The organism is Paenibacillus zanthoxyli JH29 (assembly GCF_000520715.1).
GTDB lineage: Bacteria > Bacillota > Bacilli > Paenibacillales > Paenibacillaceae > Paenibacillus_AQ > Paenibacillus_AQ zanthoxyli.
In genome coordinates this window covers 1-10245 of the sequence record NZ_ASSD01000517.1, presented here as the reverse complement: position 1 = coordinate 10245, position 10245 = coordinate 1, and the positions used below count along the sequence as shown (strand labels likewise).

General features: G+C 55.2%; 9 protein-coding genes and 1 pseudogene. 9 read left to right on the top strand and 1 reads right to left on the bottom strand.

From position 1 onward, the window contains the following. From L691_RS33020 to L691_RS29555, 8 genes and pseudogenes are all read left to right on the top strand, one after another. A pseudogene (locus L691_RS33020) lies at nucleotides 1-599 on the top strand (hypothetical protein); the annotation flags it as partial. Nucleotides 600-647: 48 nt separating this feature from the next. Further along, entirely contained in the window at nucleotides 648-1085 is a 438-nt protein-coding gene (locus L691_RS0119985; RefSeq protein WP_025692129.1) for a YlbF family regulator, read from the top strand. Between the two features lie 40 nt (nucleotides 1086-1125). Next, on the top strand, nucleotides 1126-1389 hold the full coding sequence (locus L691_RS0119980; protein ID WP_025692128.1) for a YlbG family protein: 264 nt from the start codon (nucleotides 1126-1128) through the stop codon (nucleotides 1387-1389). 345 nt (nucleotides 1390-1734) lie between these two features. Then, a complete protein-coding gene (locus tag L691_RS0119975; protein WP_025692127.1) occupies nucleotides 1735-2706 on the top strand; it encodes a GGDEF domain-containing protein in 972 nt (323 codons plus the stop codon). An 88-nt stretch (nucleotides 2707-2794) separates the two neighbouring features. Continuing rightward, nucleotides 2795-3232 (top strand): hypothetical protein, encoded by a 438-nt coding sequence (locus tag L691_RS0119970; RefSeq protein ID WP_025692126.1) that lies wholly within the window; start codon nucleotides 2795-2797, stop codon nucleotides 3230-3232. Nucleotides 3233-3339: 107 nt separating this feature from the next. Then, nucleotides 3340-4236 (top strand): selenium metabolism-associated LysR family transcriptional regulator, encoded by an 897-nt coding sequence (locus tag L691_RS0119965; RefSeq protein WP_025692125.1) that lies wholly within the window; start codon nucleotides 3340-3342, stop codon nucleotides 4234-4236. Between the two features lie 40 nt (nucleotides 4237-4276). Beyond that, nucleotides 4277-4849, top strand: a complete 573-nt coding sequence (locus L691_RS0119960; protein ID WP_025692124.1) for a GNAT family N-acetyltransferase — start codon at nucleotides 4277-4279, stop codon at nucleotides 4847-4849. Nucleotides 4850-4868: 19 nt separating this feature from the next. Continuing rightward, nucleotides 4869-5738 carry a PHP domain-containing protein gene (locus tag L691_RS29555; RefSeq protein ID WP_036737440.1) on the top strand — a complete coding sequence of 290 codons (870 nt, stop codon included), beginning with the start codon at nucleotides 4869-4871 and terminating at the stop codon, nucleotides 5736-5738. A gap of 114 nt (nucleotides 5739-5852) precedes the next feature. Here the strand turns inward: L691_RS29555 and L691_RS0119950 are convergent, their stop codons facing one another. Further along, the gene (locus L691_RS0119950) at nucleotides 5853-7700 is read right to left on the bottom strand and encodes an Rqc2 family fibronectin-binding protein (RefSeq protein WP_025692123.1); all 1848 of its coding nucleotides are present in this window, start codon (nucleotides 7698-7700) and stop codon (nucleotides 5853-5855) included. 192 nt (nucleotides 7701-7892) lie between these two features. Here L691_RS0119950 and L691_RS0119945 point away from each other — a divergent pair. Then, nucleotides 7893-10245: cation-translocating P-type ATPase (locus L691_RS0119945; protein WP_025692122.1), on the top strand; the 2353-nt coding region annotated here is incomplete at its 3' end.

Genomic DNA, 10245 nt, shown 5'->3' with positions numbered 1-10245 from the left:
CCCGCCATTTCGGAGTGAGCCGCGACCAGGTTGGCTTGGTCCGCAAGGAGCTCGCTTCAGCCGGTATGGCTCCGCTGGAAGGGCTGCCCAGACGAAGCGATGAAGCGAAGAGCGATGACGGATTGTTCCGTCTAAGCCGCCCCGAATCCACACAGAGCGTGGTTGGCTTTACTATGCCATCCGATCCGGCTGCAGGGCTGTGGCGCGGCGATGATTATGCCGCCGCCCTGCCGCCGGAGATGCCGCCGGCGCTTGCGTCACCCAAAGAGTTATGGCCGGATTCGGCCGATGTGCCGTCCATGTGGATCAAAGAAAGGCGCCGATACCACGCTTCCACTGCCCGTCTGATTATGGAACAGGCCATGAAATGGGGGACGAAGGTAAGGCTGACCATGGAAGAACAGACATGTGAATTTATTCCCTCCCGCATTTTGCCGGGAGCGTGGAGGGTATCCGGATATTTGCTTGGCGAATCCGGCGACACTTCGCAAGAACGGGAACTTTCCGATGAGGACTGGGACAGGATTCAGCTCGTTGTTCCCGCATTTCCCGCCGTCCCCCCTTCTGCTCCGGGCGGCGGTTGTGGTATGATGGGGTAGTCCACCTGAAATAGTGGAACACTCATTACGGAAGTCGAGATGAAATTCATGAGCGTAGCGGAATATAATACGGTCGATATGGCCGAAGTGCTAACGGGCGCCTATGAATTGGGCGATATGATTAACCAATCCGCTGAAGTGGCGGATTATTTATACTGGAAACAGCGGGTTGCCGCCAATTCCGATATCCAGAACTTGATTGGAAAGCTTCAGAGCAAGAAGGAACTTTTCGAGGAAACCCAGCGTTTCGGCCACTTCCATCCAAATTATCATGCAGCCAAGGAAGAGGTTAGGGCGGTGGAAGCCGAATTGGATAAATTCGAGGAGGTTTCCCGCTTCAAGCTGGCGGAGAAGGCGCTGGATGATATGCTCCATTCCATGTCGGAGACGATTGCCTATGCGGTTTCTGACAGCATCAAGGTTCCCGGCAATGATCCTTTGCCTAAAGGCGGTTGCAGCAGCGGAGGCAAATGCTCCTGCGGCTGATCCGCCGAAGGAAGCCCAATACAGAGAGGCGGAGAAGCACATGATTGCGGAACGCACAGGTTATATCATTTGGGTCAGCGACGTAAAAGCCGCGCGTAATTTGGAAAAATACGGCACCCTGCATTACATTTCACGGAAAATGCATTACGCGGTCATGTACGTAAATGCGGATCGTGCGGAGGAAATCATGAAGAACGTGCGCAGACTGTCTTACGTTCGCAAGATCGAGCGTTCATACCGGAATGAGCTGAAGACGGAGTACTCCGGCAGCGAACCGGACAAGACCCGCTATTACGGATTATAGGCCATAGCTGCTCTTCAGGCGGATAGCATGCCCTCTTTAACCACAAAGGAAGAAGTCCCTTCGGACCTCTTCTTTTTTTTGTAACGGGACTTGGTTCTTAATAATCAAACATACACGAATTATTCTTTGGGAAAATATTCCCGGATTTTACTGGCAGTTAATAGTATAGTCCTATTATAAAATAATAAAGTGATTTGACGAAGCGGACATCAGCTGCGAATGGGCGGCGAAGACGGAGCAGGCGTCACTGTATTCCTAATTGTGAATAGCCCAATATTCTACGGGAAGCGAACCCTTCTGTACCGGATCGGTCAGCCGCTTCTTCTTGGAAAGGAGCTTAGGTTGATGCAGAATAAAGTTGGAGAAATAAGCCAGGCGATTCCGAGCATCACTCCCGGAACCCGGTGTGAGCGTGTAGACCGGATTTTCAAGGAAAATCCCGCCCTCCATGGGGTGGCTGTAACGGAGAATGATTACCCGATTGCTCTCATTATGAGAGTGAGATTTTACCAGAGAATCGGGACCTTATATGGCTACACGCTGTATATGGAAAGACCTGTACAGCTCATTATGGACCCTGATCCTTTGGTGGTTGACTATGATTGCCCCATTACTGAAGTCAGCAAGCTGGCGATGGGACGTGACAAAGAGAAACTGTATGACGATGTGGTGGTCACTTGCGGCGGCCAGCTGTACGGCGCGGTCAGCGTCAGGGATTTGCTGCTTCATTTTGCCGAAATTCAAGCCGAGACAGCGAGTTTTATGAACCCACTTACCGGACTTCCGGGAAATGTGAGTATTAGCGAGTGGTTGAAGGGGGCGCTGACACAGGAGCACTACAGCGTGCTTTATTTTGACCTGGACAATTTCAAGGCTTATAACGATACATATGGGTTCAAAGAAGGAGACCGGCTGCTTCAGTGGACGGCGGATCTTATCAAAAACGGCATGAGTCCCACGGGAGGACTTGTCGGACATATTGGGGGCGATGATTTTATCGTCGTTCTGGATCACCATCATTATGGAGACTCCTGCCGGTCGGTTCTGCGCGCGTTCGATGAGACGATCAGAGGCTTCTACTCCGAGGCGCATTTTATGAGACAGTCTGTGCTGGCCGAGAACCGCTCTGGAAAATTGGAAGAAATCCCGCTCGTGTCGCTATCGGTTGCTGTTGTAACTAACCGCTTTCGCAGCTTCAATTTAATAGAAGAGATTGCTGCTGAAGCTGCAAGCCTGAAAAAAAGCTGCAAGCTGCACAATGGCAGCTGTCTGATCGACGACAGTCATTTGGAGCCCCGGGCTATATATAGCCCCTAAGGTTCAAACTTGTATATCCCGCTCCTGTGGTGGTAAGATGTCATCAATACATGCGCGCCAAGACCCTTTATGGTGGAGTGTGATAACTATGCGCGATAATAAGACAGGCAGCTGGGGCGTTCACGAGCCGTTCTATGTAACGCTGAATGAGTACAGAATCGCCGACCTTGTGATCACAGCCCACGCAAGAGGCCGGTATGAGGGACGGGGCCAAAGCGACGGACAGCCCGGCAAAGATGCCGCTTACTGGTTGTGGCAGTGTCTTAAGCAAAAAAGGGTGCGGGCGCATTCTCCGGCGGAGCCGGAAATGTATGTAGTTGATAATGATCTGGTGATGGCGGCGCGCATTGTGGAAATTCCGGACGAGTCCGATCTTTACGGGAATCCGCTCTACAAGCTGATCGTCGTTTCGTTTCTGGGAAAAATGTCGGAAAATATAGATCTTAGGGATCTGAAGACTTATTATGCCCGGCAGCAAAGTTCACGGCGGATAACTCTCATGCAGAACGGCCGGAAGAGGCGGTAGCAGGAAGTAAACCATAAGGCGAAGAGGCATGCGGCTTTAGCCGCATGTCTTTTTGAAATCTGAGGGCTCATGAACATAAGTCTTAGCGATAATAGGAGTGTACGAGCATGAATTTTCACCAGCTGCACATTTTTTACACGGTATCCGAAAAAGGAAGCTTCTCCGCTGCGGCGCAGGCGCTGCATATGACGCAACCGGCTGTGACGATGCAGGTTCAGTCGCTGGAGGATTATTTCGGGACGAAGCTGTTCAACCGTTCTACGAAGAAAATTATGCTCTCCGACGCGGGAAGGACGCTGCTTCCGTTTGCGCTGCGCAGCATGGAGCTGATGCGGCAGACCGATCAGGCGATGGCGGCCTATACCCATATGCTCGAAGGGCGGCTGCTGCTTGGATCAAGCCTGACGATCGGGGAATACGTGCTGCCCCGGCTGCTGGCACCTTTTGGCAAGGCGTATCCGAATATTTCCGTGATGCTGAAGATCATGAACACGACGCAAATCATGGAGGAAATCACGAAGCACCAGCTTAATTTCGGACTGATTGAAGCGGAGGTCACCCACCCGGATATGGTGATCGAGCCGGTAATGGAGGACGAGCTGAAGCTGATTGTGCCAGGTGGCCATGAGCTGGCCGGGAGAAGCGAAGTGCTGCTTGAGGAGGCGCTAAGGTTTCCGTTCGTGCTGCGCGAGCAGGGGTCCGGGACACGCCGCGTGATGGAAGAGCAGCTTCTGTCCAAGGGGATGGATCTGGACGAATTGCAGGTTGTCATGGAGCTTGGCAGTACGGGGGCTGTCAAATCGGCGGTGGAGGCGGGTCTCGGTATAACGATGCTGTCTCCATCTACAGTGCGGCATGAAGTCGCCCTCGGTCTGCTGAAGATCGTGAATATCTCGGACGCTTCGTTCAAGCGGCAGTTTTACGCGATTCATCAGAAATCGACGCTGCTGCCGATTCACGCGGTCACGTTCCTGACTTTTCTGCGGCAGCACGCAGAGGACTAGGAAGTGAGAGCCGGGATAATGAAAATTGGGGGAGAATGGGATGACGGTTTTTTTGGCGGGAAAAAAGGTTGTTCTGCGCGATATCACAGAGGCCGATATTCCGAAGCTGTATTATCATTATTTTGAATCGCCCGACCGGGAGCATCTGAACTGGAATGGTCCCTATCAGCCGCTGGAGCCTATTACATATGAACAATTTCTGGAGCAGCATAGGACGGCTCTGGAGACGGCCAAGGCCGATAAGACACGCTCCTGTCTGATTATCGAGATTGGCGGCGAAGTGAAGGGAAAGGTCGGCAGGTACTGGGTGTCGGAAGTTACGAACTGGTTTGAGATCGGGATTGTGATTTACGACTCAAGCTATTGGTCAGGCGGTTACGGCACCGAAGCTTTCCAAATGTGGATGGATTATTTATTTACAAATCTGGACACTGTCCGTCTTGGCATCGGCACATGGTCCGGCAATGAACGGATGATGCGGCTTGCCGCCAGATGCGGAATGGTGGAGGAAGCCCGTGTCCGCAAGGCGCGGATTGTCCAAGGACAATATTATGATGCGATCAAGATGGGGATTTTGCGCGAGGAATGGGAAGAAGTGAAGAATTTCGGGTAGAAGGGGAGGGGTAATCGGAATGGAAAAAGAATTTCGGGATACCGGGGCCGCTCCAACCGGACGCTGTGACCTGCACACGCATACCCTTGCGTCCGACGGCATGCAGCCTCCGGCTGAAAATGTGCGTCTGGCTAAGGAGAAGCGCCTGGCTGCGGTCGCCATTACGGATCATGATACGGTAGCAGGGATAGCCGAAGCGCTGGCGGCCGGGGAACAGTATGGCATTACCGTCGTTCCTGGCGTTGAGATCAGCACCCGTACCGGCGGTAAAGACATCCACATTCTGGGATATTATGTCGATTACCGGGATGAGCAGTTTTTAAAGCGGTTGGCCGCGCAGCAGGAGACCCGCGCCGCGAGGAATGAAGCCATCATCGAACGGCTGCGGGGACTGGGCATCGAAATTACGATGGAAGGGGTCATTCGCGGGATTGGGCGGGAGCTGAAGCCGGATGAGAGCGTCGGCAGGCCGCATATCGCGGACGAACTGGTGCGGCTCGGAGCAGCAATCGACATGCGCGACGCATTCAATAAGTATCTGGCTGAAGGAGCCGCAGCCTTTGTCTCGCCGCCGCGCATCTCCCCAGGAGAAGCATGCGTCTGGATCACCGAAGCGAAAGGGAAGGCGGTGCTCGCGCATCCCGGGCTTTACGGCGACGATGAATTGGTGCGCGGCATTCTTGAGGGCGGGGGATTCACCGGTGTCGAGGCTTATCATTCCGATCACGGCCCCGAAGACGTGGACCGCTACCTTGAAATGGCAAGGGAGTACGGCCTGCTCGTTACGGGAGGCTCGGATTTTCATGGCGCCAGGGGCGGCGTGATATTTCACGGCGATCTCGGCAGCGTCACGGTCGGAGCGGAAGTGCTGGAACGGCTGAAAGATTAGAGAGACAAATAAAGAAGCTTTCACTAACGGCAGAACCGCATGGTGAAAGCTTCTTTATTATGTCTAGGAACAACTTATTTTGGATGCATTACCTGCGCCGCAACCCGAGACGCCTCAGCTCTTCAGTGTGCTGGGAAGGCGCTTGATCATGTCCTCATCCGGCGTTACGAACAGGGTCCGCTGATGGTCATAAATGACAAAGCCGGGCTTGGAGCCGCTTGGTTTGCGCACATGCCGGATCAGGGTGCAATCCACGGGTACGCTGCTGGACTGCTTGGCTTGGCTGAAGTATGCCGCCAGCTGCGCGGCTTCATTAAGGGTGGCGCCGCCGAAATTCTCGCCGCGTATCACGACATGCGAGCCGGGAATATCCTTCGTATGAAGCCATGTATCATTCGATCCGGCAAGACGGTTCGTCAGGTACTCATTTTGCAGGTTGTTCTTGCCTACATAAATTTCCAGGTTTTCCGAGGAAGTAAACACCTGAAGCGTCGGGCGGGTTGGCTTCTTTTTCTTTTTGCCCTTTTTATTGCGGTCCCGAAGATACCCGCCGGCCACAAGCTCATCCCGGATTTCCTCGATGTCGTTCAGGGAGGCGTGATCCAGCTGCTGAAGCAGGCTCTCCATATAGCGGATTTCCTCATGCGTCTTCTCAAGCTGCTGTTCAATGACCGCCAGGCTGTTTTTGTATTTATTGTATTTTTTAAAATAGCGCTGTGCGTTGTCCGACGGCGTAAGCAGCGGATCAAGCGGGATAACGACCTCCGCCTGATTCTCATCATAATAATTGATCAGACGCGCCTCCTTATCACCCTTGGACAGCGTGTGGAGCGACGCGAACAGCAGCTCGCCGCGGATTCGATACTGCTCGGCGTCGCTGGCTTCCTCAAGATCGGCCTTCAGATTGGCCAGCTTCTTGACATTTTTGCTCCGCTCGTTCGTCAGGAAGCGGATTAGATCGCTTACTTTCTGCTTGACCGTGTCCCGCTCGGCCTTGTCGCCGAAATAGTCCTCCATACAGCGGCTGATGGTGTCATAATGCTTCGTCTTGCCGGTCAGGAGCATTAGCGGGATCGCCGAGAACACGAGCTTCCCCTTGGCATTCGTGCCGCTTACCGGGTCGAACCGGTTCTCTCTGACAGGCGCCATGACGGATTCGAAGGCCTCTGCCAGCTTGCCGGCTTGGTTCGCGTCCGCTGAAGCTGCGCCGGATTCTCCGGCGCTTTGGCCTTCCTTCGCGCGCAGAACGATTTCCTGCGCAATCTGCGGACTGACGCCGCTGAAGGTATTAACGATCCAGGCAGCGGGATCTTGGGAGGGCGGTTTCCGGCCGCTTTTTTCCAGATGCTGCGCTTCTGCTGCCGAATCTCCCTCATGGTCTTGCCCTGCCGTACCGGCCTCGGCATCGCCGTACAATTGCAGGAATCCGCCCTGTGAAATGTCCAGCGGATTATGCTTGTTCTGCTCCGGAGGCTGCGTGTAAGCAAAGCCGGGCATAACGATCCGGTAACTGCTGATGGCGGGCGTAACATGATGGATGCCGTCGATAATCGTACCGGCCAGGGCGTCGGTGAGGATGATATTGCTGTGCCGTCCCATGAGCTCGATAATAATCTTTTTGGCGGACACGTCTCCCAGCTCATCCCTTTGCCGGATGTCGATGTGAATGATCCGTTCCATCCCCACTTGGTTAATGGCCTCGATTACGCCCCCCTCGCAGTGCTTGCGCATCAGCATGCAGAACATCGGCGCCTCTGGAGGATTCAGGGTGCTTCTTTCCGTAAAATGCAGGCGCGGATAGGTCGGATTAGCCGATAAGAGCAGTTTGCCGCCTCCGCCCGCGCCTCTGAGTGTAAATACAAGGTCGTGATCGCCGGGCTGATATATTTTACTGATCCGCTGGCCAATGCAAGCTTGTAGCTCAGCTGCAATGGCGCGGGTCACGATACCGTCTAGTGCCATGATTCCAATTCTCCTGTCGCTGGTAAAATTTCTTTCCTCTCTATGATGCCATACTTTTGCCGCATTGCGCAAAACGAATAGGATAAGCCCGGGTGATAATTCGGGACGACCCCGAATACATTGGTCATGAACGGGTGGAAAAGCACTAACGCCGCCGGAAGTCAGAAACGACCGGGAGGGGAATGGAGAGTCATGGAACAAAAAAGTTGGCACCGGCTCAGCAGCGAAGAGCTGCAGAAGATACTTGCGGTTTCGCCGCAGCGGGGCCTTGGCGATGAGGAGGCTGAAGCAAGACTCAAAGAGAAGGGGCTAAACGAGCTGTCGGAGGGCGAAAAAATATCCCCGCTGACGCTGCTGCTCAATCAGTTCAAGGATTTCATGGTCCTGGTACTAATGGGGGCGACGCTTGTATCGGGGCTTCTGGGCGAATATCTGGATGCGATCACGATTGTCGCCATCATCGTCCTGAACGGGGTGCTCGGGTTCGTTCAGGAGTTTCGCGCGGAGCGCTCGCTGCGCGCGCTCAAGCAGTTGTCCGCGCCTTCGGCAAAAGCGCTGCGCGGCGGAACCGTACAGCACATCCCGGCGAAGATGCTCGTTCCCGGCGACATCGTGCTGCTGGAGAGCGGCGACCGGGTTCCCGCCGATGTGCGCTGGTTCGCATGCAGCGCGCTGTACTGCGAGGAATCCGCATTGACCGGGGAATCGCTGCCGGTCTCCAAACATTCGGAGCCGATCCATGCGGAGGAAGTTCCGCTGGGCGATCAGAAGAACATCGGCTTTATGGGCACAATGGTAACCCGTGGAACGGGCAAAGCGATTGTGGTCCGTACCGGGATGGATACGGAAATGGGTAAAATCGCGGGCTTGATCCAGAGCACCGAAACTCAGGAAACACCGCTTCAGCGCCGGCTGGAGCAGCTTGGTAAAATTCTGATCTACGTCTCGCTCGCCCTGACCGTAGTTGTGGTGCTTGCCGGGATCTTGCATGGCCAGCCGGCGGTGTCGATGTTTCTGGCAGGGGTCAGCCTTGCGGTTGCCGCGATTCCAGAGGGTCTGCCCGCGATCGTCACCATCGCGCTTGCTCTAGGTGTGCAGCGGATGATCAAGCGCAAGGCGATTGTGCGAAAGCTGCCCTCGGTGGAGACGCTGGGCTGCGCGTCCGTTATCTGTTCCGACAAGACCGGAACACTGACGCAGAATAAAATGACGGTAACCCGCGTCTGGAGCGGAGGGCGCAGCTTGGATGTCACTGGCGAAGGGTATGCGCCGATTGGGGCAATTCTCGACAAGGGCAAGCCTGCGGATCTAAAGCGCGATCAGAGCCTGCGAAGATTGCTTCAAATTGGCGCGTTATGCAACAACGCGGAGATTTACGAGACGGCTTCTGCTGAAACGAGGAGCAAACGTAAAGATAGAGGCAAGGGGAAGGGCGGCGAAGGAGAGACGGCGCCGACCACAGCCAAGGTCTGGGAGCTCAAAGGCGACCCGACGGAGGGGGCGCTTGTAGCGCTTTCCGCGAAGATGGGGCTGACCGCATCAGCGCTGTCCGTAACCTTCACCCGAGACAAGGAGTTTCCGTTCGATTCCGAGCGCAAGCTGATGTCGGTGACCGTGACCCATCCCGGCGGACGCATGGTGTGCACCAAGGGAGCGCCCGATGTCCTGCTGAGCCGCTGTTCATATATGCTGTGGGAGGGCCAGGTCGTACCCTGCACGCCGACCCTGAGGCAAAAGGCGCTGGCCGCGAACGAAGCAATGGCTTCGGACGCCCTCCGCGTGCTTGGTCTGGCTTACCGGGAGCTGCGCTCTAATGAGCAAGCTAATTCAGAGAAGGATGCGGAAAGCCAGCTGGTCTTCGCCGGGCTCGCCGGCATGATCGATCCGCCGCGCCGTGAGGTGCGGGATGCGATCAGCGTCACCCGTCGGGCGGGCATCAAGACGGTCATGATCACCGGCGATCACGGCACCACCGCTGAGGCGATTGCGGGTCAGCTCGGCATCCTTCAGCGCGGGGGCAAAGTGCTGACAGGCAGCCAGCTGTCGCGGCTGGACGATGATGCGCTCGACAAATTATCGGACGGTGTTAGCGTCTACGCCCGCGTGTCGCCCGAGCACAAGCTGCGCATCGTGAAGTCGCTTCAGCGCAACGGCCATGTCGTGGCTATGACGGGCGACGGAGTGAACGACGCCCCGGCCATCAAGGCGGCGGACATCGGCATTGCTATGGGCATCACGGGCACGGATGTAAGCAAGGAAGCCTCGGCGCTCGTCTTAGGAGACGATAATTTCTCAACCATTGTGGCGGCTATAGAGGAAGGCCGGAGCATTTATGAGAATATCCGCAAATTCATCCGGTATTTGCTCGCTTCGAATGTCGGCGAGATTCTGACGATGTTCTTTGCGATGATGCTCGGTCTGCCGCTTCCGCTTGTGCCAATTCAGATACTATGGGTCAATCTGGTCACGGACGGCCTGCCCGCCATGGCGCTTGGCGTAGACCAGCCCGAGAAAGATTTGATGGAACACAAGCCGCGCGGCGCCA